Annotated in this window: 17 protein-coding genes; 10 read left to right on the top strand and 7 right to left on the bottom strand. The window is 44.1% G+C overall.

The features are described from left to right. Positions 1–2: 2 nt before the first annotated feature. From xrtD to R3D86_00240, 3 genes are read left to right on the top strand one after another with little or no spacing between them, the layout of a single operon-like run. Positions 3–1583 carry a VPLPA-CTERM-specific exosortase XrtD gene (xrtD, locus tag R3D86_00250; GenBank protein ID MEZ5756629.1) on the top strand — a complete coding sequence of 527 codons (1581 nt, stop codon included), beginning with the start codon at positions 3–5 and terminating at the stop codon, positions 1581–1583. Between the two features lie 27 nt (positions 1584–1610). Continuing rightward, complete coding sequence (locus R3D86_00245) at positions 1611–4028, top strand: tetratricopeptide repeat protein (GenBank protein ID MEZ5756628.1); 2418 nt, start codon at positions 1611–1613, stop codon at positions 4026–4028. 27 nt (positions 4029–4055) lie between these two features. Further along, positions 4056–4883, top strand: coding sequence for an AAA family ATPase (locus R3D86_00240; GenBank protein MEZ5756627.1), 828 nt, complete (start codon positions 4056–4058; stop codon positions 4881–4883). 111 nt (positions 4884–4994) lie between these two features. Here the strand turns inward: R3D86_00240 and R3D86_00235 are convergent, their stop codons facing one another. The 3 genes from R3D86_00235 to R3D86_00225 form a co-directional block, all read right to left on the bottom strand. Further along, positions 4995–5498, bottom strand: a complete 504-nt coding sequence (locus R3D86_00235) for a hypothetical protein (GenBank protein MEZ5756626.1) — start codon at positions 5496–5498, stop codon at positions 4995–4997. 319 nt (positions 5499–5817) lie between these two features. Beyond that, positions 5818–6084, bottom strand: coding sequence for a hypothetical protein (locus R3D86_00230; protein ID MEZ5756625.1), 267 nt, complete (start codon positions 6082–6084; stop codon positions 5818–5820). A 1-nt stretch (position 6085) separates the two neighbouring features. Then, positions 6086–8596 carry a hypothetical protein gene (locus R3D86_00225; GenBank protein ID MEZ5756624.1) on the bottom strand — a complete coding sequence of 837 codons (2511 nt, stop codon included), beginning with the start codon at positions 8594–8596 and terminating at the stop codon, positions 6086–6088. A 207-nt stretch (positions 8597–8803) separates the two neighbouring features. Between R3D86_00225 and rfbB the strand changes: the two genes are divergently transcribed. From rfbB to R3D86_00195, 6 genes are read left to right on the top strand one after another with little or no spacing between them, the layout of a single operon-like run. Then, positions 8804–9874 carry a dTDP-glucose 4,6-dehydratase gene (gene rfbB / locus R3D86_00220; protein ID MEZ5756623.1) on the top strand — a complete coding sequence of 357 codons (1071 nt, stop codon included), beginning with the start codon at positions 8804–8806 and terminating at the stop codon, positions 9872–9874. A 5-nt stretch (positions 9875–9879) separates the two neighbouring features. After that, on the top strand, positions 9880–10764 hold the full coding sequence (gene rfbA / locus R3D86_00215) for a glucose-1-phosphate thymidylyltransferase RfbA (GenBank protein MEZ5756622.1): 885 nt from the start codon (positions 9880–9882) through the stop codon (positions 10762–10764). Further along, entirely contained in the window at positions 10765–11298 is a 534-nt protein-coding gene (gene rfbC / locus R3D86_00210) for a dTDP-4-dehydrorhamnose 3,5-epimerase (protein MEZ5756621.1), read from the top strand. Beyond that, the gene (rfbD, locus tag R3D86_00205; protein ID MEZ5756620.1) at positions 11298–12164 is read left to right on the top strand and encodes a dTDP-4-dehydrorhamnose reductase; all 867 of its coding nucleotides are present in this window, start codon (positions 11298–11300) and stop codon (positions 12162–12164) included. Before rfbC ends, rfbD begins: the two co-directional genes overlap by 1 nt. Before the next feature lie 33 nt (positions 12165–12197). After that, positions 12198–13367 carry a hypothetical protein gene (locus R3D86_00200; GenBank protein MEZ5756619.1) on the top strand — a complete coding sequence of 390 codons (1170 nt, stop codon included), beginning with the start codon at positions 12198–12200 and terminating at the stop codon, positions 13365–13367. 23 nt (positions 13368–13390) lie between these two features. Then, on the top strand, positions 13391–14602 hold the full coding sequence (locus R3D86_00195) for a hypothetical protein (GenBank protein MEZ5756618.1): 1212 nt from the start codon (positions 13391–13393) through the stop codon (positions 14600–14602). A 40-nt stretch (positions 14603–14642) separates the two neighbouring features. On the opposite strand, the gene R3D86_00190 is transcribed toward R3D86_00195, so the two are convergent. Both R3D86_00190 and glpK read right to left on the bottom strand, forming a co-directional pair. Next, on the bottom strand, positions 14643–15767 hold the full coding sequence (locus tag R3D86_00190) for an OmpA family protein (protein MEZ5756617.1): 1125 nt from the start codon (positions 15765–15767) through the stop codon (positions 14643–14645). A gap of 103 nt (positions 15768–15870) precedes the next feature. Further along, positions 15871–17349, bottom strand: coding sequence for a glycerol kinase GlpK (gene glpK, locus R3D86_00185; GenBank protein MEZ5756616.1), 1479 nt, complete (start codon positions 17347–17349; stop codon positions 15871–15873). A gap of 180 nt (positions 17350–17529) precedes the next feature. Between glpK and R3D86_00180 the strand changes: the two genes are divergently transcribed. After that, entirely contained in the window at positions 17530–18435 is a 906-nt protein-coding gene (locus R3D86_00180; GenBank protein MEZ5756615.1) for a hypothetical protein, read from the top strand. 3 nt (positions 18436–18438) lie between these two features. On the opposite strand, the gene R3D86_00175 is transcribed toward R3D86_00180, so the two are convergent. Together R3D86_00175 and R3D86_00170 are read right to left on the bottom strand one after the other, a co-directional pair. Further along, positions 18439–19365, bottom strand: a complete 927-nt coding sequence (locus R3D86_00175) for a sulfotransferase domain-containing protein (protein ID MEZ5756614.1) — start codon at positions 19363–19365, stop codon at positions 18439–18441. A gap of 102 nt (positions 19366–19467) precedes the next feature. Further along, positions 19468–20979 (bottom strand): TrkH family potassium uptake protein, encoded by a 1512-nt coding sequence (locus R3D86_00170; protein MEZ5756613.1) that lies wholly within the window; start codon positions 20977–20979, stop codon positions 19468–19470. Positions 20980–21084: the final 105 nt, after the last annotated feature.

Below are 21084 nucleotides of genomic sequence, written 5' to 3'. Positions count from 1 at the left end.
GGATGAGTATTATTTCTGACACGGCACACCCCAATATAATCAGGCAGCATCCTGTTCAGTTTATCCTGCTTGGCGTCTCGCTGTTTTTCAGTCTGGCGGCATTCAGTGGTGGATTATTAAACCAGTATGGGCGCTGGTTGACACAGGATGAGTATAGCCATGGTTTTCTGATTCCGGCTATATCGCTCTGGATGCTTTGGGACAGACGAGATGCGCTGGCAGCCAGCATAGGCAAGCCAATGTGGGCAGGTTTTGCTGTTATTCTGGTCTCCGGCTTTATGCTGCTTGTCGGGGAACTAAGCGCCATATTTATTCTGGTACAGACGGGCTTTATTCTTTCGCTGCTTGGTATTTCCCTTGTCTTTGGCGGCATGGCGTTATTACGTCTGACAGCATTGCCAATTCTGTTTTTGCTGTTTGCAATTCCGATGCCTTATTTTCTTGATTCAATTATGTCCTGGCGCCTTCAGCTTATTTCTTCGGAACTTGGAGTCTTTTTTATAAGACTTTTGAGTATACCCGTCTTTCTCGAAGGAAATGTAATTGATCTTGGCAGTTATAAGCTTCAGGTGGTGGATGCCTGTAGTGGCCTTCGTTATTTATACCCGCTTACCAGTCTTGGGTTTTTGGTAGCATATCTTTTTAAAGCGCCATTTTGGCAACGGGCAATTGTTTTTATTTCGACAATACCGATTACAATTTTCATGAACAGTTTCAGAATTGGCATGGTTGGTGTTCTGGTTGAATATTGGGGTGGTGGAATGGCCGATGGTCTTCTGCATTATTTTGAAGGCTGGGTTATTTTTATGGCCTGTGCGGCAATTTTATGCGGTGAAGTCTGGCTCTTTATCAAATTCACCAATGGCGGTGATTTTTTTGAACTTTTCGATCTTCCGGAAATTGAGGCCAAGCCGCTAAAGGCAAATGAAAAGGGTGAAAATATTTTACCGATAGCCTTTACTGCCGGGTTTATGGTTTTGGCGACATTTGGGATATTAAATATCACGGATCGTCAGGAAATTGTACCTGAACGGATGAGGTTTGTTTCCTTCCCGAGTGAAATTGATGGCTGGGAATCAAGAAAAACATATCTTGAGCCGAATGTGGAAAAAGCCCTTGGGCTAGATGATTATATTCTTGCTGATTACAGATCACCGATGCGCAGCATGCCTGTTAATCTTTATGTGGCCTATTATTCATCACAAAGAAAAGGAATATCACCGCATTCGCCGAGGGTCTGTATCCCAGGTGGTGGTTGGCTGATTACAGAGTTTGATCGCATTGAAATCAACGTTCGCGGACAAAGCGAGCCAATGCCGATAAATCGTGCTATAATCGAACGCGAGCGGGACAGACAGCTTGTCTATTACTGGTTTGATCAGCGCGGGCATAAAATGTCGAATGAATATCTGATGAAATGGTATCTGGTAAAAGACGCTATTTTCAGAAACAGAACGGACGGATCGCTTGTCCGTCTGACAACACCAATTTTTGAAGGTGAAGAGGTAGAGGATGCCGAGAAACGGATACAAACCTTTCTTGATGAAATTGCACCGGATCTACCTTCTTATTTACCGAATTAACAAATTGATATGAGTACTGGAAAAAAAATGACCAAGCATATTGAAATTAAAGCAGTTAAAAAAACAGTTCGTGCCCTGATGATGGGTGTCTGTTTGATTGGCTTTGCTGCCTGTAGTTCACCGGAAGAGGTGAAACAGTCCCATTATGAACGCGGCATGGAACTGCTCGCCGATCAGGATGTGGTCAAGGCCAGTATCGAATTTCGAAATGCTTTGCAGATTGATGATACATTTGTTCCTGCCTGGTATGGTATGTCACTTGTTGAAGAAAAGAACGAGGAGTGGGGCAAGGTCATCGCGCTGCTTAATAAAGTGATTGAGCTGGACCCCACCAACATAGAAGCCCATACCCGTCTCGGGACTTTGCTGCTGATGGTTGGGGAGCTGGATAAGGCAGTGGAAATCAGTGAAGCCGCCCTGCTTATTGATAACCAGAACCCTGAAGTGCTGGCCCTTAGAGGGGCAACTCTTTTAAAGCTTGAAGATGCAAAAGGGGCTGTTGAATTTGCCAATAAGGCGCTCTCCATTGAACCGGGCAATTTAAAAGCGATACAGATTCTGGCAGCAGAGCGATTTGCAGCCGGCGATTATGATGGTGCCCTTAAATTTATTAATGATGCACGTGATAATCTGGCCGCAAATAAAGATCTTATGCTGATCACTATTCTGATTTATGAAACGAAAGGGGATATTGATAAAGCGGAAGAGGTTTATAAAGAACTTGTTGCCGCTTATCCCGATGATCAGAAAGTGCACCTGTCCTTTGTCAATTTTTATGTCAACCATAATAATACCGATGCGGCAGAACGGGAAGTCAGAGCAATTGCCACGGCTGATCCGACCGATTACGAAAAAAATATTAATGTCGTTCGTTTTCTTAATTCCTACCGAAACAGTGCTGCTGCCGAAGCGGAACTTAATGCCCTGATTGAAAGAGGGGTGGATGTAGTTCGTTACCAGCTTGCACTTGCGGAATTTTATCTCAGCAATGGCAAAAAGGATGATGCAAAAACTGTTCTTAATAAAATTGTCGACAGGACAGGCAGTTCTGAAGATGGTCTGATTGCCCGCTCAAGACTGGGACAGATGGCCATTGACGATGGAAATATTGAGGAAGCGTCCGATATTATTGCTGAAATTCTAGACATTGATTCAAAGAATGTGTCCGCGCTTGAAATGCGTGGAGGAATTTCGCTTGCAAAAAATGATTATGATAACGCGATACAGGATCTAAGGATTGTGCTGAGTGAAACACCGGATTCCGTGCGCGCATCGTTGCTCCTTTCCAGAGCGTATGAATTAAGTGGGTCAATTGAACTGGCTGATGATACATTTGCGGATGCACTTCGATATAGCAATGAAGACCCGTCTGTGGCCGTTGCCTATTCTGAATTTCTGATAAAACAGTCAGCGGCACCAAGGGCAGAACAGGTTTTGATCGAAGCATTGAAAGTGAATGCCAATAATGTACAGCTTTTAAAATCGCTGGCACAGATCAAACTGATGCGTCAGGATTGGAGTGGTGCACAGGATGTGGCCAATATCCTTGAGCAGGTTGATAAGGATGATGAAGCCAGTACCGAAATTAAAGGGTTTGTCTATAGAGGTCAGCGAAATTATGACCAAAGCATCGAATCCTTCCGGAATGCCTATTCAAATTCCGGTGGAGCGAGCCGTCCGCTCAATTCTTTGATCACGGCTTATATTCAGGCAGGAAAAGCGGGTGAAGCAAAAACATTCCTGAATAACCTGATTGCAGATGATGAAAATAATTATCAGGCCCTTGTCCTGCTTGGTCAGGTCAATATGGTTTCAAATAATAATGATGAGGCCGTAAATTCATTTAACAGGGCTATTGAAGCTGATCCGACAAAAGACGTGGCATTTTCCAATCTGGCTGCTTATTATATCCGTCAGGGAAATCTGGACGAGGCCATGAACGTCATAGACCGGGGCATTTCATCCGTTGAAAATAATACCGGCCTTAATCTTTATAAAGCCAATCTTTATGAGAGGGAAAAAGATTATGAAGGAGCAATCGCCGTCTATGAAGACATGTATGCACAGGATGCTACAGTCGATATCGTGGTCAATAACTTAGCCAGCCTGCTTTCAGAACACCGTACCGATAATGAAAGTATGCAAAGAGCCCAGCAACTGGCAGCACGCTTCCGTCAATCAGCAATACCGCATTTCAAAGACACTCTGGGATGGATTTATTATAAAGTTGGTGATATACAGAATGCGACATCGGTTCTGCAGGATGTTGTGGAGAAGATGCCGAACAATGTGTATTTCCGGTATCATCTGGGAATGAGTTATATGGCAGGCGACAGAAATGCTGCTGCGGCCAGAGAATTTGAAGAGGTTGTTAAACTGGCAGAAAACCAGCCATTTGAGCAACTTGACGAGGTAAAAGGGCTCCTTGCGGATTTAAAACCGTAAGCGAATTAAGGGTAAGTTTAGGTTAAGATGTATAATGAATTTTATGGGCTGACAGAAAAGCCGTTTTCGATACTGCCGGACCCTGATTATATTTATTGGGGTAAGAATCATTCTCTGGCATTCAGTATGCTGGAATACGGAATTATGAACCAGGCAGGTTTCACCGTCATCACTGGTGAAGTGGGCTGCGGCAAAACAACCCTTATTCGACATCTGCTCAATAATATGAGCGAAAATCTTAATGTTGGCCTTATTTCTAATGTGCAGGATGACCGCGGCGACCTGTTGCAATGGGTGCTGCTTGCTTATGGTCAGCCATTTGATGAAGTTTCAAGCGTGAAACTGTTTGACCAGTTTCAAAAATATCTCATCGCTGAATATGGCCGGGGCAGAAAAACTGTCCTGATCGTTGATGAAGCCCAGAATCTTGGCCTTAAGACACTGGAACAGCTAAGAATGCTTTCCAATATAAATGCGGATAAAGATCAGCTTTTACAATTAATCCTGGTTGGTCAGCCGCAATTGAAAGATTTACTGCAAAGGCCTGAACTGGTTCAGTTCTCACAGAGAATTTCATCTGACTTTTATCTGAAGCCTTTTAATCTTGAAGAGGTCGAGGCCTATATTGAACATCGCCTGAAAGTCGCTGGGTGTAAGGAAAAGATCTTTGATGATGAAGCCTGCACCTATATTTATATGGCCAGCAGAGGCGTTCCGCGACTGATCAATATTATCTGTGATACGGCGCTGATTTACGGTTTTTCTGAAGATAAAAAACATATAACCCGGGATATCATTGAAAGGGTTGTTGCTGAGGGGACGTCACGGAATTCTTCATTATTCAGAAGTCAATGAAAGCAAAACCAATAAATTATATGAAATCCCGGATTCACGGGATGGGCCGGCCCTGATCATTCATGATCAGAATCTTGCCAAATATCTGCTTAAAAAAGCTAAGCAGTAAGTCTATTTCATATAAAACTTTTTGTATCTGCGGGCAGTTGGGATTGCCACTGCGACAGTGAAGAGTAATATGGAACCGGTTATAGACACTGGATAATTCAATCCCATAGCAACAAACAGATCTTTAAGTGGGATTACTAGGCCATGGCCAATGTAAATCCATAAGGAATATGTGCCCAAAACCGCGACAATACGGAATAAAATGTTTGGTATTTCGGATTTATCGATGACATAGCTGTATTTTAAGGCCAAAGAAAGCATAATAATGACAGTTCCAAAATAAGAAATGTCCATCCAGATTGGTGTTAATTCAATTGTCAGCCAAAGATCAATTTGCTCTGTTTCGTAAGAAACAAGAACGCCTAAGAAAATGAGCAATAATCCGACGCTGAGTAAATCATGGCCTTTTTGTTCTGTCTTTAACAAATTATTGATATATACACCAAGCGCAATGCCCATAAAAACAACAGCGCTCATATCAAAATAATTATATTTTGCTTCTATCATTAACCCCGCTAAGCGTACGAAGCCATTTAATCCGGCACTTGGAAGTAATATTTTTGCGAACATCAGCAAGAGCATACATGATTAAAGATGCAAAAAGAGGCAATCATCACATTTTTGAATTTGTTTAAAATGTAATACCATAAGGAAGTATGGAAGCAATTGCCAATAGGTAATAAAGTAAAACTGAAAAAATAAGGACGCTGGCAGAAGGTTTAAATTAATACTTCCCCTTCCAAGATAGATAATTAAACTTAATTGCGGCCAGTATTAAAATGGCAATTGCAAGTACGAAAAGGATTTTCGTAATCATGTGATCCTTTTAGGATCGGTTTAAAAATCTTTGAAAAATATAAAGCCCCATAGAAAGACCAAAAATCATGGCAAATCCCGGCGTTGCAATTCTGAATATAGGATTGGTTATTGCCAGATAATCCCATGAAAGTCTTTCAAACACTCCAGGCGACCAATGAATGAAAATTAAAAGCAGCACCATTAGTCCACGTGTTACATTGACGGCTTCACTTGTTTGAATAGACAACAATGATTTTATATCAGTCGAATTTGTAGCAGTTCCTGTTATTTGCAATTTATTTGCTTTCTGTTGGGGATTTTAACGCAAGCCAATAGGAGTCTAACTTTTCATCAATGGAAATTTTATAAGATCCATTATCATAACTTGTCGGTAATTCAAACTGCTTACCATACTTATTTATCAGGTAAAGTTTTAATCCCGCGGCGGCAGTGACGATTATTGTGCCCGAAGCAGGTTCGGATAAAAATGGCATTTTATTGCCGGGGGAAGGTTCGGTTCTGGTTGCCAGGGTAATCAGAATATTTTCAGAACTTGAAAGCGGCCTGTTATCAAGGCTTTGAACAGCCACAGCAGCATTTCTGTTATCAAACTGAACTTTAATATTCTCCAGTTCAATATTTTTGCCGCCGATCCAGCCAAGGGCTGCCTGTGATTGCTGGGTGTTGATGGTATAAACCCCCTGAACCCAGTCACGGGTCAGTTCCCCGGTGTCCGAGCGGACAAAATTCTGACCTTCAGGAATAAAATCCTTGTTTTCATCGGTGACTTTTATAACGTCACTACCAAGCGGGACTGTTTTAAGCCAGGGAAGTTCGTCAGTTTTTGGAATATCAATAACCAGTTTACTTTGTTCCATCAGGGTTCTGATGGCAGCAGAGCTGCTCGGGCTGATGCTTTTTCCGTAAAAACTGTCTTTACCAAGCGAAAGGGCATAGGTCTTCTTTGCGCCTGAAACGTGCCCCTGACGGTATATGAGAGCGGCAACAGGCATCATGACCATGGAGGCCGGGTCATTAAAGGTCGTATAGTTACTGGGACGTCCCTCATTATTAAGGGGTTGCTGGCTATAACCATATTGCATGAGCGCATCCCATCCCTGCAATGCCGAAACAGCCGCCAGATAAACAGGGCTGGAAAAACGGTCAAATGTATCCGGGAAAGGTTCTAAATTCCATTCACTGTTGGCAATCGGTTTGCCATTAACCTGAGCCGCACCGATCCAGCTGATAAAATTATCCTTTACATGCGGATTGGCTTTAAAAAAATCCATTCGGCCATAGGAATGGGTATCAATCAATGTGCTGTCGGTGAGGGCAGGCAGGCTGTAAAGCGGCATATACCCCCAGGAATTTGTTGTTGAAACCAGCGATTTAATACCAATTGACTGAAGATGATTAATTTGGCGGGTATTAAACTGATGTTCCAGCTCATTCAGGAATATTTTTGGTGATCCGGTTTCCCATGACCGCCAGACTTTATTTCTGGGAAGATCAAATTTATCTGCAAAGTCATTAGCCTTTTCAGTATATTTTTTATTTGCGTTTGGTACATTTTTGTCCGGCAGCAGCGAATTACCAAAATGATGTGTCAGATCATTTTCATTTGTGATCAGCATATTGATGATGGCCGGGTCATCCTTATAAGCAAGTCCTGTATATTCATTGACATGATTAAGATACTGATCATTGAATTCTTCCATTCGTTTTTCAATATCATCTTCCACATAATTATATCCCCTAGGGGAGAGCCGGTCTTTTCCTTTTGCCAGTTCATCAAAATTTTCAATGCCGTCAGTTTTGCTGAATTCCCGTCCGACATTAAGATCGAGCCAGATATATATTCCTTCGTCCTTAAGGGCTTTAATCCATAGGTCCAGCATCTTGAATGAGGTTGCATTAAGGGTCAGGGTATCCGGTGCTTTATTCCCGAAAATATTGGGATTGACCCAGTTTGAATCGTGATGATGAAAGCGCACCAGATTGAAACCAAGCTTGGAAAGCCGCTTGGCATGTTCTCTGATCTGGCTCGGGCTCGTTGAAAAGAGAGCATAGGCCTGAATATTTGTGCCCCAAAAGCGGGCCAGCTTTCCATCCCCGAATACAAGGTTTTCACCGTCCGCCTTTAAAAAGCCATGCTTTCCGGCGGGAATTTCGTCTTTGTTAAGATAGCTCAGATCAACAGGCGAATAGGACGGTTGCAGCATATCCTTATGCCAGCGCAGGTCAGGCTCGCCACCAAGCTGCTCTGCCATAGTGCCGGTGACTTGTGCATCAAGTGGTAATGAAACACTCATACTATTATTGGTAACACCGGCTTCAACCTGCTTATCATAAAAGAAGGCACGGATCTGGCCTTTATTGCCACGTTCAAAATAAATGTTTTTTACGGGTTCGGAAAAGCGGACAATGACCCTTTGGCAGCCCGCATCGCCATACATGCTCCAGCCCATATTGTCAGGAAGCAGTTCAATATCAACATTATCTATTTGGTCTGGGCTAAGCCTAAAAACGATGCCGCCACCAATGACATTATCGATGTCCTTTGCCGCATTAAAGTTATAGGTCCAGTTTAGCTGGTTTGGTTCGCTGACCTTGGCAGTGCCGGAAAAAGAAAGCCTGAGAAGATCCACAGACGAATTGAAGCTGTAATTTTTAGGGGCTACCGTCTCGGTTTCGGTTTTTGCGCCTGCCCAGCGCCAGTTTCCCCAAAAACCATAGTAAGTGGACACGAGTGCTTTTGAATTTGAGCTGACGCTAAAAAGTCCGCTTTTCTCATCAAACGACATTTTGCATTGCTGCGCAGAAGCATTTTGTGCAATGAGGGAAATCAGAAATGCAATTATAAATTTTTTGGCCGGGCCATAAGCTTAACACTACTCCAAAAATAAATCGTCATTTTTAAAATAAAACAATGAGCGTTTATTTAATGTAAATATTATGGTTATATATTGCGCTGTGTAAATAAAACTTTTGCGTTAAAAATGAGGTTTTTTGTGAAAATAATTGTAACAGGCGGGGCAGGGTTTATCGGAAGCGCTCTGATCAGGTATTTAATTGAGCATACAGAACACAGTGTCGTTAATCTGGATAAGCTGACCTATGCGGGAAATCTTGAATCTGTTTCGTCCGTATCGGATAATGACCGTTATCAGTTTTTTAAAGCGGACATTGGCGATACCGCTGCCATGAAAAAGCTTTTTCACGAATTTGAACCTGATATTTTTATTCATCTTGCGGCAGAATCCCATGTTGACCGTTCAATCGACGGACCCGGTGAATTTATAAAAACCAATATTGTCGGGACATTTGTCCTGCTGGATGTGGCAAGGGATTACTGGGCTTCGCTAACCGGGACAAAAAAAGAAAATTTCCGCTTTCATTATGTCTCAACTGACGAAGTTTACGGTGATCTGGGCCATACTGGCGAACTTTTTACCGAAAATACCTCGTATGACCCAAGTTCGCCATATTCAGCATCAAAGGCAAGCTCTGATCATCTGGTGCGGGCGTGGCACCGCACATATGGACTGCCAACCCTTATTACAAACTGTTCGAATAATTATGGTCCTTATCATTTTCCGGAAAAACTTATTCCGCATATGATTTTAAACGCCCTTGGCAGTAAACCGCTCCCCGTATATGGCGATGGCAGTCAGGTTCGTGACTGGCTTTATGTCGAAGACCATGTCAAAGCCCTATATCTGGTGGCGACAAAAGGAAAAGTGGGGGAGACATACAATATCGGCGGACATAACGAAAAAACCAACCTAAGCGTTGTCGAAACAATTTGTGCGTTGCTGGAACAGCTGGAACCCGAAAAACCGGAAGGTGTAAAAAATTATAAAGACCTTATTACATATGTAAAAGACAGGCCCGGTCATGACCTTCGCTATGCCATTGATGCAACAAAAATTAAGAATGAGCTCGGTTGGGTGCCGGAAGAAACATTTGAAAGCGGGATGATGAAAACAGTAAAATGGTATCTGGATAATCGTTCATGGTGGCAACGTGTGCTGAGTGGGGATTATAAACTGGCAAGACTTGGAAGTGACGGACAGGAATAAAAATAATGACAAAAAAATATAAAGGAATAGTTCTGGCCGGCGGTGCAGGATCAAGGCTTCATCCGATTACTCAGGGCGTATCAAAGCAGCTTCTGCCGATATATGATAAACCTATGATTTATTATCCGATTTCGGTACTGATGCTTTCCGGGATTAATGAAATTCTGATTATCTCTACGCCGGAGGATCTTCCATATTTTAAAAGATTGCTTGGCAGTGGCAACCAGTTTGGTGTCAAATTCAGTTATGCCGAGCAACCGTCTCCTGATGGACTGGCGCAGGCCTTTATCATCGGTGATGACTTTATCGGGTCTGACAATGTGTCCCTCGTATTGGGTGATAATATATTTTACGGCCAGCATTTCACCAATAAACTTGATGATGCCGTGATGCGCAAAACGGGGGCTACCGTCTTTGGTTACCACGTGGCGGACCCTGAACGGTTCGGTGTGGTGGAATTTGATGGAAATGGCCGTGCCGTTTCAATCGAGGAAAAACCCAAAAATCCGAAATCAAATTATGCGGTCACGGGTCTTTATTTTTATGATAATGATGTGATTGATATTGCAAAAGGCATCAAACCGTCGGCACGAGGAGAGCTGGAAATTACAGATGTAAACCGGGCCTATCTTGACCGCGGTGATTTGAATGTCAGCCTGCTTGGGCGCGGGTTTGCATGGCTTGATACCGGGACCCATGACAGTCTGATGGATGCAGGGCATTTTGTTCAAACCATTGAAAAACGGCAGGGGTTTAAAATCGCCTGTCTTGAGGAAATTGCCTATTCAAAAGGCTGGATTTCCAATGGTGAGCTTAGGGAAAGAGCATCCTTTTACGGAAAAACTGACTATGGCCGGTATCTGGGCCGTTTGGCGGACGGATTTAAATAGATGCGGGTTATCAAAACAAATATCGACGGTGTCGTCATTATTGAACCAAGGGTATTTGGTGATGAACGTGGTTATTTCCTGGAAACATTCAGCAGGGAACGTTACCGGAAAGAAGCGGGTATTATGCTCGACTTTGTTCAGGATAATCAGTCCTGGTCCCGCAGAAGTGTGCTTCGCGGTCTTCATTTTCAAAAAGAAAAACCGCAAGGCAAGCTGGTACAGGTCACAAGCGGGGAAGTCTATGATGTTGCCGTTGATATCCGAAAAGGATCAGACAGTTACGGTCAGTGGGTCGGTGTTCATCTATCGGACGAAAATAAACGCCAGCTTTGGGTGCCGCCGGGATTTGCCCACGGCTTTGTCACCTTGTCGGAAAGTGCCAGATTTGAATATAAATGCACCGATTATTATAATCCGGGCGATGAATATTGCCTGCGCTGGGACGATCCGACAATCAATATCGACTGGCCGATAAAATCACCTCTTTTATCAGATAAGGACGGACGCGGTCTGTTACTGGAAGAATTGCCATAATGAAAATTTTGCTGACAGGGGCAGACGGGCAGCTTGGCCATTCAATCAGGAAAAATCCTCCAACCGAAGGACAGCTGATATCGCTGAATTCAAAAGAATTCGATATTACCGATCCGGTAAAAATGGACGAAATTTTTGTAAAATATAAGCCCGATGTGGTGATTAATGCGGCCGCTTATACCGCTGTTGACAAGGCGGAGGACGAAGAACAGAAAGCACGCGCCGTTAATGCATTGGGGGTAAAACGGCTTTCAGAAAAATGTCGGCAGACAGGCGCTTTCCTTATTCATGTATCCACGGATTATGTTTTTGATGGAAAATCACATACACCCTATTCTGAAACAGATAAAATAAACCCGATCAATATATACGGAAAAACCAAGGCGGAAGGCGAACAGGCAATAATCCGAAGTAAAGCCCATTTTGCCATCCTGCGCACATCATGGGTTTTTAGTGAATATGGTCATAATTTCTTTAAAACCATGATAAAAATAGGAGCTGATAAAAAGCACTTAAAAGTGGTCTCCGATCAGATTGGGGCTCCCACTTATGGCGGGGATATTGCGGGCGCTTTATCAGCACTAATTCTGCATAGAGATAAAATTACCGGCGACATTTTTCACTTTTGCGGTGATAAAATCACCAACTGGGCGGATTTCGCCAGATATATCTTTAATGAAGCTTTTGAGCAGGGAAAATTAGCACACAGTGTTGAAGTCGAGGATATTTTATCCAAAGATTATAAAGTTGCCGCCAAACGGCCTAAAAATTCGGTGCTGGATTGTAAAAAAATTAACACTCTCTGTGATATTCAGTTAAGCGACTGGCGCGGAGCCGTCAGAAAAATTCTGTCTGAGAATTATTAAAAATAAAGAAGTACGGAAAGTAACAATATTATTATGAGTGAGAAGAATAAAATACCTGCCGTCGTTATCGGGCTGGATATTAATGGCTTGGGGGTCTGTCGCTGGCTTCATCATGAAGGGGTGCCGGTCTATGCGCTCGATAAAAATTTTTCCAAGCCAAGTGGAAAAACATGGTCCGCAAAAAAGCATACTATCCGTGATGTGGAGGGGGATACGCTGATTGATGACCTGATCGAATTTCGCGCAAGCCTAGATGAAAACCCGGTTTTGTTCATCACCATGGAAAAATCACTGCGCACAATTTCAGAGCAGAGGGAAAAACTTAAACCCTATTACCGCTTTACCATGCCGGAACATGACGTTTTGATGTCGCTCATGAATAAAAATGGTGTGCTTGAAGTTGCGGAAAAAGCAGGGATCAGGTACCCGAGAACCTTAAAAATTACAGCACCAGGTCTGATCGATGGGGCTAAAAATTTTAATTTTCCCTGCATTTTTAAACCCGCAGTGCAAAATAGCACATATGGCGATGAAATTAAAAAAGCCTATAAAACCAATTCATTACAGGAAATAAAAGACATTTATGATGAAATCAAGGACCGTATCAGCGATATGGTCATTCAGGAATGGATTGAGGGAACAGACAGTGATATTTATTTCCTGCTTGAATATGTGAATAAGAATGGCGATGTTGTTGCCGATTTCCCGGGCAGAAAAGTCCGCTCTTGGCCGCCAAATGTGGGTGGAACGGCCAGCTGCACCAGCGCCTATGAGCTTCTTGACCAGATGCGCGAAGCAACAGGCAAATATTTTAAAGCCTGCGGTTTTACCGGGATGGGCGGTATGGAATTCAAGCGAGATAGCCGCAGTGGTGAGCTTTTAATGATTGAGCCGACAGTGGCACGGACCGATCTTCAGCATGAAGTGGCGATGGTTCATGGTGTTAATCTGGTTTATGCCCAATATTGCACGGAAACAGGTCAGGATTTTAATCCGCCACTGAACAGATCAGAACAGAAAATTTGGAAAGTCGATCCGATAAACCGCTATTCACGGGAAACCCAGAATAGTCCTGAACAGGACGCGATTGAACAGAAATACCCGTCAGTTGAGGCGATTAAAAGAATTTCCGATCCTTTACCATTTATATATTATTTCTGCGCTAAAGTGGTCGACAAGATAAACCATATATTAAAAAGATAAGTAAAAGGGCGTGGATTATAAAAATGAAGGCACTGATTAAAAAGCTCATCCCGGATAGCGTTATGCGCAAATACCACAACTGGGAAGAATTTAATTCTCTTTCGCCCGATGGACAGGCTGAGGTTAAAAAGGATAATAATGAACCGTTACCGGAGGATCCAGGAAAGAAGGTGACTGTTGTGGCCGCCCTTGACTGGATATTACGGGCGCAGAAAAATTCAGCCAGCCATGATGGCGGTATTGCCCGTGATTTTTCGGTTAAAAAAGGCTGGGCGACTTCTTATCCTGAAACAACGGGCTATATTATTCCGACCCTGATTGATGGCGGTCATTATTTCGGCAATCAGGCCTATATTGATGCGGCGAAAACCGCCCTGGACTGGTGCGAAAAAATTCAGCTTGATAGCGGTGCCTATCAGGGTGGGCGAATTGAAAATGACCCGGTACCCGTGACCTTTAACACCGGGCAGATCCTGATTGGGCTTGCTGCCGGGGTAAAGGAATTTAACCAGTATCATAATGCCATGAACAAAGCGGCAGCGTGGCTTGTTGAGACGATGGATGATGATGGGGCGTGGCGTAAATTCAGCACACCTTTTGCTGAAAAAGGGGAAAAAGCCTATGAAACCCATGTTGCCTGGGGGCTACTGGAAGCGGCGAAAGTCAGCGGCAATAAAGACTATGGCGATGCCGCGCTGAAAAATATCAAATGGGCCCTTACCAAGCAGCTGGAAAATGGCTGGTTTAAGGATTGCTGTCTTGATCAGCCGGAAAGCCCGCTTACCCACACGTTGGGTTATGTGCTTCGCGGGATTATGGAAGGCTATCTTTATTCCAAGGATGAGAAACTTCTTCAATGTGCTTTAAAAACAGCAGGGGCCTTTACCACTCTTGTGGATGATGAAGGTTATCTTCCGGGCCGCTGGTATCGGGACTGGACACCGGCCGTATCCTGGGTATGTTTAACGGGTGCAGTACAGATCGCTCATTCATTGCTTCTTATTTATAAGGAAACGGGTCAGGAAAAATATTTAAAAACGGCGCTTAAGCTTAATAAATATGTACGCCGGACAATAAGACTTCAGGGCGAAAATGATGCCATGATTGGCGGGGTTAAAGGGTCTTACCCCATTGATGGTCTCTATGGTCGGTTTGAATATCTTAACTGGGCAGCGAAATTCTTTATTGATTCAAATATGCTTGAAGCAGAAATTATGGGTGAAAAGCTCAAATAAAAAAAGGCGCTTAACAAAGCGCCTTTTCTTTTTCAATTGTTTAATTTAGCTGGATAATAACCCGTCGGTTGCGGCGCTCACGAACGCCATCGTCTGTCTCCACTTCAAGGGATCTTTCCCCATGACCGTCAATCAGAATTTTATCCTTATCCACACCATTGGCAATTAACGTTTCTTTGACGGCATTGGCGCGTTCAAATGATAAATTGTCATTATAGCCGGTCGGGCCGGAACGATCGGCATAGCCGTCCACTTTTATGATAATCTGATCGGCTTTTGCACTTTCAACCAGTGCTTTTCGAATGACATCGCGGGCGTTGGTGTCAACAAAGCTGCTGTCCCAATCAAAATAAACCGAATATGGACCCCGATCAATCACCGGTGCAGGGGCAGGGGCAGCCGGGGCAATATCGGCAACCGGCGTTGGGTCTGGCTCAGGCGATTTTTCAGCAACAGCGGGCAGGGGTTGAGGCATTTTTGCCATTCTGTCGTCATTACGGGCACCAAATTTATACCGGAAACCTAGGACAAAATCATGTGTATCATAGGACGATTTAAAAGCCTGTCCAAGACGATCTGTTCTGTTGGCATCATTGGTGCCTAAATAACGGTATTTTAGGGAAATATCGATATTTTCGCTCACAGGGACGCGAAACCCGGCAAAAGCCTGATAGGCAAATACATTATCAGAGCCATGGGTATAGGCGGCAGCATTGCCTGGCGCCGTTATATTGTTCCAGGCAACATTTGAAAGCCCGAGGCCGGCCCCGATAAAGGGTTCAATATTTTTATCCGCAAAAGGACCATTAATATCAATCACGGCATTGACCATATAATGGGTCATATTGGATTTCCCGGAAGTGGCATTACCGGACGTGATACCGAGCCCCGCCGCGTTATTAACCGTATAACTTTTGGCGTTATGATAATGCTTGCCGATTTCGCCTTCCAGTCGGAACTGACCAAAATCATATCCGACAATGCCGGCAAAGCCACCACCAAATGTAAATTTATTCTGGACATCTAAAGTGCTGCCATCTGACTTTTCAGTGCCAAGAAGACTGGCAAATCCGTCAAGTCCGGCATAGATGTTGCCTTCCTGCGCCTGGGCATTACCGCCAGCCAGAGAAACTGTAGATAAACCAACAATAATCAACTTTTTCATTTTCTACTCCCGTCATGCTTATTAAATTGAATAGGAATTTAATAAAATTGTTCCTATTGACCAATTAAGCACGATAAAATGTCAGCAGTATGTCAAAAAAATGTTATTTTGAAAGCGTTCTTTTGACGGCATTGTGCCAACCGTCATAAAAGGCTTCACGGGTCTTCGCATTCATTTCGGGTTCAAATCTTGTTTCAAGAGCCCAGTTTTCAGCAAAATCATTTTGATCCGGATAAAACCCGGCCCGCATACCCGCCAGCCACGCCACACCAAGTGCCGTTGTTTCCGTGATAATTGGTCTATCAATCGAAGTGCCCATTATATCACTTAAAAACTGCATCGTCCAATCAGAAGACGCCATGCCGCCATCAACACGAAGTCGGGCGTTTACGGCATGGGGTATATCCTGCTTCATCGCTTCATAAAGATCGCGGGTCTGATAGGCAACACTTTCAAGGGCAGCACGGGAAATTTCGGCTGGCCCGCTGTTTCTTGTAAGTCCATAAAGGGCCCCACGGCAATCCGGATCCCAATAGGGGGCACCAAGACCGGTAAAGGCCGGAACCAGATAAAGTTTTTGATGCTCATCGGCCTTTTCCGCCAAATTGGCGGTCTCGGAAGCATGTTCAATAATACCCAGTCCGTCCCGAAGCCACTGAACGACGGCACCGGCGATGAAAATTGACCCTTCCAGGGCGTATGTAATCTTACCGTCCAGTCGATAGGCAATGGTGCTGAGAAGCCGGTTCTTGGAATGAATAAGTTCCGGCCCGGTATTAAGCAGGGCAAAGCATCCGGTACCATAGGTTGCTTTCATCATACCTGGTTTGAAGCATGCCTGACCGATTGTTGCGGCCTGTTGATCGCCAGCAACACCAAGGATGGGGATTGTTCCCCCAAGCAATGTAGTTTCACCAAAGTCAGCGGCGCAGTCCATGACATCCGGCAAAATTGTCATCGGTATGTCAAACAGGGCGCATAATTCAGCGTCCCAGCAGCCTTTTTTGATGTCATAAAGCATGGTGCGCGATGCGTTGGTGGCGTCTGTCATATGGGATTTTCCACCCGTAAGCTTCCAGATCAGGTAACAATCAACCGTACCAAACAGAAGTTCACCCGCCTTTGCCCTTTCATGGGCACCATCAATATGATCTAGAATCCATTTTATCTTGGTGGCTGAAAAGTAGGGATCAAGCAATAGACCGGTTCTTTCACTGATCAATGGCTCATATCCCTTATTTTTAAGCATTTCACAATATTGCGATGTGCGGCGGTCCTGCCAGACAATAGCGTTATAAATTGGCTCACCAGTATGCTTGTCCCAGATCAGGGTGGTTTCGCGCTGGTTGGTGATGCCGATGGCGATTATATCATTTGCAGTTATCCCCTGTTTTTTGATAACCCCTAGGCATGTTTCCATCGTCGAGGACCAGATTTCATTGCCGTCATGCTCGACCCGTCCGGATTTGGGAAAAATCTGCTTAAATTCCTGCTGTGCAGTGGCAACATTATGCATTTTATCATTAAATAAAATGGCCCGGCTTGATGTTGTCCCCTGATCAATTGAAAGAATATATTTCATATTTTACAACAATTTAAAAAATATTATTAATGTAATACATTAAATATTATAAGGTTTGGCATATTACCTGGTTCTTATAGTCAGTCTAGCGCAGCATTGGCATTTTGCAAGTGAAAGAGTGTATTGACTTATTGATCATGACCTGTAGGAATAAGGAATAAAAATTAGGGAGAATGGACCATGTCAGCAAATTACTATGCATCACTTATAAAACCACTTGTGATTGGTGTGGCATTATGTGCTCTTATGGCCTGTGATAAGGGAAATAGCGAAGCCAGTTTATATAAAAATTCCACCCTTATCGTCGATGAAATTCCGGGCAGGGCGGTTAATGACCCTGATTTTCCGCCGGGAAGGCTGCTTCATATAGCCGAAAATGGAGAAGTTATCTTTGATACCAATATGCTTAAAATGCCATATGATGCCGTGACCATGCCGGATGGAACATATTGGGTCAGTCTGATCCGTGAAAATGCCCTGTGGCGCATCAACCGGAACAGCGAAGTGGTTGAAGTGCTTTATGTTGGCGTTTATCCGACCGCTTTTTCAGTGCTTGATAATGGGAATATCCTTGTTTCCGGCTGGGATGATGATCATCCGGGCTTCGTCCGTGAATATAATGCGGCCCACGAAATTGTCTGGCAGATAGAAGACCTGAAATGGCCATGGAAAGCCCAGCGCCTGAAAAATGGGAATACTTTGATCGCTGATGCCGGTCTAAACCGGGTATACGAAGTGACTAAAGACTTAAAAGAGGTCTGGTCCTTTGACAATTTTGGACCGGAAGTGAATGAGCTTTTTGATGGACTGGGCCCGATATATGTGCAGAGGCTGGATAATGGCAATACGCTGATATCTGCCCGTGCTATCAGTAAAATTGTTGAGGTTGATCAAAGCGGCACTGTGGTCTGGGACGTGGGAAAACCGCTGATCGATACTCAATATTCGGCTGTCCGTCTTAAAAACGGCAATACATTAATTGCTGATGCCGGACATACCCGGGTCATAGAAATTGACCCGGATAAGAATATTGTCTGGGAAAAGGACGGTTTTGGCTACCCGGCCAAAGCATACCGAGCGGAATAGGATTTAAACTTCACCACCATGTTCAAGCCAGTGGGCGGCGTCAGGTGTCATTGCCTTGGCGACGGCCTTGTCATATTTATCCAGTTCTTCTTTGGTCAGTAAATCGCGCCAGCGGCCGTTTGTGCCTTTATTCATGAAGTTTTTGGCGCCTTTTTTCCAGATTTCCTCGGCTTCTGGCATGATTTTACTGAAGCCTTTTTTCATGGAATCAAATGATATCCTCTCAAGAATGCCGGGCATTTTATCTTCTTCAATTTCAATATCCAGAAACTTGGCAATTCTGCGGATGGCTTTTTCCGGGTCCTTTAAAAGATCACTGAAATGGACGAAAAGAATATTATCCAGATGGCGGTAATTCCACCAGCTCTGGACATGTGACAAATGTGACCAGCAGGGAAAGCCGTCATTTTCCCATGGAAACCAGCTTTTTCCGATCCAGTCGGCGAAAAATTCATGATGATCCTTATAATCAACTTTGAAATCTTTTCCCATAGCCTGTGCCTTTTCAGTGCACATGCCTTTCATCATGTCACTATAATTACTGTGGTGGTTCCAGAAGGACATAAAGACATCCCGCCCGTCACGGCCGACATAAATATATTTGGCCGTGTCATAATAGGGAATACCATCCAGTGGCAGGTGGGTTTTAATGGAACGACGCCCGGTCTGGGCTTCAAGCCCGGCGATTAATTCATCAATCGGCATCATATCCATATCAAGCCATGGCGACATGACGCTGACCGGGGCAGGAAAATTGCCGTCCTGGTAAAGGAGATTGGCCACTATCGTCTGCATCCAGGTGGTTCCGGCCTTATAGGCGGTCGTGACAATGATATCGCCCGGTCGGTGTTTATAAGCCTGCCAGCGTGATCCGTTGATAATAGGGTGCCCGTCATAGTCGCGTGTTTTTATTGGCAGTGCGTGTGCCATGATTTACCCTCCTGATTTACCTTTTGTTTTGGACGTAAGCTTACGCCTCGAACCGAAATATGTAAAGCTGGATAAATTGTTCTCGTCTTGGAGATTATTATCCTATTGACGCCAGAAAACGGGGGAAAAAAGAACAAGAATTGAAAAAATCTCAAGTCGTCCCAAAAGCATTGCGAAGGTCAAAATCCATTTGGCGCTATCGGGCAGGGTTTTAAAATTACCGGCTGGTCCGATTATATCACCGACACCCGGGCCAACATTGGAAAGTGCTGTACCAGCGCCGGAAATAGCTGTCTGAAAATCAATACCAACCATGGTCAGGGCAAGGGTCAGAAAGGCCAGGCTGCCGGCAAATAAAAACATAAAGGCATAAACCGAACTGGTCACATTTTCAGGGATGGTCTGGCCACTGTAACGGGGAACAAATACCCCGTTTGGAAACATATATTTTTTAAGATGACTAACCAGAGTTCGGATAATAATCTGAAAGCGGAAGATTTTTATTCCGCAGGAGGTTGAACCGGAACAACCCCCAATAAACATAATGATAAAAAACACTAAAATAGATAAATTTCCCCAGGCCGTATAGTCGGTTGAGGCATACCCGGTTCCAGTTATCACCGAAATCACATTAAATGTCGTATAGCGTATCGAGTTAAATAACCCATGCTCACTGCTCATATAGAGCCAGATGGACATGGGAAGAATAATGACCATCAGCAGGATCAGAAATCCTTTCACCTGAACATCGGTAAAAAGTCTTAAGGACTTGCCCGAAAGCATTCTCAGATAAAGGATAAAGGGGAGACTGCCGACAACCATGAAAAAGGAAATAATAAATTCAATCAGGGCACTGTCAAAATGGCCAACCGAAGCGTCAGAAGTTGAAAAACCGCCTGTGGAAAGTGTTGTAAAGGCGTGACAGGCCGCTTCAAACGCGTTCATTCCCGCAAGCCAGAGAACCACTGCACAGATCAGGGTCAGACCTGCATATAGCAGCGACAAAGATAGGGCGAGCTTGGTTGACCGGGGAATAAAATTTTCCCTTACATCAAACGCTTCGACCCGGAAGAGCTGCATTCCTCCGATCTGCAGAAGCGGCATGATCGCAACCCCCATGGCAATAATACCGACACCGCCCAGCCATTGCAGAAGACTGCGCCAGAGAAGTATGCCCGGTGGTAATCCGTCAAGGCCGGTAATTACTGTCGATCCGGTTGTGGTAACCCCTGACATCGCTTCGAAAACGGCGTCAGTATAACTTAAGTTTAGCCCAGAAAAAACAAAGGGTATAGCCCCCATTAATGGTACCGCAAGCCAGGTGGAGGCGGTGATAAGAAAGCCCTGCTTTATGGTAAGTGACGTGTATCTTGCCTGATTGGCAAGAAACAAAAGGCCGCCAACAACAATCGATAAAGATGCACAAATGGCAAAAACCTGCCAGTCCGGATTATCCTGCGCGGCATCAACAATAGCGGGGATATACATGACCAATCCGAGGATTATGAAAAACAGCCCGATATTGAGATAAACAATACCCAGTTTACCACTATTATTTTCGGTTCGAAGCATTTTAATGGCTTCAATTTTTGATTTCGGAGCGCTGTCAGCCATCGTTTTTTATCAGAATGTGGATCAATTTTTTAAGCCGGGCAAAGATTATCCGGAATTTGAGCAGAAATAAAGGCAGTTCAGCATTACACAAGACGATTTTTACTG

It is taken from the genome of Emcibacteraceae bacterium (genome assembly GCA_041396985.1).
Taxonomy (GTDB): Bacteria; Pseudomonadota; Alphaproteobacteria; order Sphingomonadales; family Emcibacteraceae; genus Pseudemcibacter.
This window is presented reverse-complemented; position numbering and strand designations above follow the sequence as displayed.

What these genes read in the sequence shown, in the direction of transcription:
- xrtD (MEZ5756629.1), top strand. Translation starts at nt 3, where the DNA reads ATGAGTATTATTTCTGACACGGCACACCCCAATATAATCAGGCAGCAT.
- R3D86_00245 (MEZ5756628.1), top strand. Translation starts at nt 1,611, where the DNA reads ATGACCAAGCATATTGAAATTAAAGCAGTTAAAAAAACAGTTCGTGCC.
- R3D86_00240 (MEZ5756627.1), top strand. Translation starts at nt 4,056, where the DNA reads ATGTATAATGAATTTTATGGGCTGACAGAAAAGCCGTTTTCGATACTG.
- R3D86_00235 (MEZ5756626.1), bottom strand. Translation starts at nt 5,498, where the DNA reads ATGATAGAAGCAAAATATAATTATTTTGATATGAGCGCTGTTGTTTTT.
- R3D86_00225 (MEZ5756624.1), bottom strand. Translation starts at nt 8,596, where the DNA reads ATGTCGTTTGATGAGAAAAGCGGACTTTTTAGCGTCAGCTCAAATTCA.
- rfbA (MEZ5756622.1), top strand. Translation starts at nt 9,880, where the DNA reads ATGACAAAAAAATATAAAGGAATAGTTCTGGCCGGCGGTGCAGGATCA.
- rfbC (MEZ5756621.1), top strand. Translation starts at nt 10,765, where the DNA reads ATGCGGGTTATCAAAACAAATATCGACGGTGTCGTCATTATTGAACCA.
- rfbD (MEZ5756620.1), top strand. Translation starts at nt 11,298, where the DNA reads ATGAAAATTTTGCTGACAGGGGCAGACGGGCAGCTTGGCCATTCAATC.
- R3D86_00200 (MEZ5756619.1), top strand. Translation starts at nt 12,198, where the DNA reads ATGAGTGAGAAGAATAAAATACCTGCCGTCGTTATCGGGCTGGATATT.
- R3D86_00195 (MEZ5756618.1), top strand. Translation starts at nt 13,391, where the DNA reads ATGAAGGCACTGATTAAAAAGCTCATCCCGGATAGCGTTATGCGCAAA.
- R3D86_00190 (MEZ5756617.1), bottom strand. Translation starts at nt 15,767, where the DNA reads ATGAAAAAGTTGATTATTGTTGGTTTATCTACAGTTTCTCTGGCTGGC.
- glpK (MEZ5756616.1), bottom strand. Translation starts at nt 17,349, where the DNA reads ATGAAATATATTCTTTCAATTGATCAGGGGACAACATCAAGCCGGGCC.
- R3D86_00180 (MEZ5756615.1), top strand. Translation starts at nt 17,530, where the DNA reads ATGTCAGCAAATTACTATGCATCACTTATAAAACCACTTGTGATTGGT.
- R3D86_00175 (MEZ5756614.1), bottom strand. Translation starts at nt 19,365, where the DNA reads ATGGCACACGCACTGCCAATAAAAACACGCGACTATGACGGGCACCCT.
- R3D86_00170 (MEZ5756613.1), bottom strand. Translation starts at nt 20,979, where the DNA reads ATGGCTGACAGCGCTCCGAAATCAAAAATTGAAGCCATTAAAATGCTT.